At 63.8% G+C, this 801-nt stretch carries 1 protein-coding gene; it reads left to right on the forward strand.

Annotation, left to right across the window (positions count from 1 at the left end; translation table 11 throughout):
- On the forward strand, positions 1 to 801 hold an 801-nt coding region (locus CH273_RS09475), incomplete at its 5' end, for an acyl-CoA carboxylase subunit beta (RefSeq protein ID WP_306436884.1).

The following is an 801-nucleotide window of genomic DNA, read 5'->3' on the forward strand; positions in this document are numbered from 1 at the left end:
CCGGTCGTCGGGTCGATCGAGGACTCGCTCACCGCGGAGGATCTCGAACTCGACACCCTGATCCCCGATTCACCGAACACCCCGTACGACATGCACGAGGTGATTCGTCGGATCCTCGACGACGACGAATTCCTCGAAGTCCAGGAAGGGCGGGCCCGCAACATCATCGTCGGGTTCGGGCGCATCGACGGCCGGTCGGTGGGGATCGTGGCCAATCAACCCACCCAGTTCGCGGGCACCCTCGACATCGATGCTTCCGAGAAAGCAGCGCGGTTCGTGCGCACCTGCGACTGCTTCAACGTCCCGATCATCACCCTGGTCGATGTGCCCGGGTTCCTGCCCGGGACGGGGCAGGAATACAACGGCATCATCCGACGCGGCGCGAAACTGCTCTACGCCTACGGCGAGGCCACGGTCGGGAAGATCACCGTCATCACCCGCAAAGCGTACGGCGGGGCGTACGACGTGATGGGGTCCAAGCACATGGGAGCCGATGTCAACCTCGCCTGGCCGACCGCGCAGATCGCGGTCATGGGAGCCTCCGGCGCGGTCGGGTTCGTCTACCGCAAACAGTTGCTCGAAGCTGCGAAGAACGGTGACGACGTCGACGCCCTCCGGTTGACGCTGCAGCAGGAATACGAAGACACCCTCGTCAACCCCTACATCGCCGCCGAACGCGGCTACCTCGACGCCGTCATCCCCCCGAGCCACACCCGCGGCCAGATCGTCACCGCACTACGACTACTCGAACGCAAACAAGTCACCCTCCCACCCAAGAAACACGGAAACATCCCACTATGA

The organism is Rhodococcus sp. 05-339-2, from assembly GCF_002258965.1.
Taxonomy (GTDB): domain Bacteria; phylum Actinomycetota; class Actinomycetes; order Mycobacteriales; family Mycobacteriaceae; genus Rhodococcoides.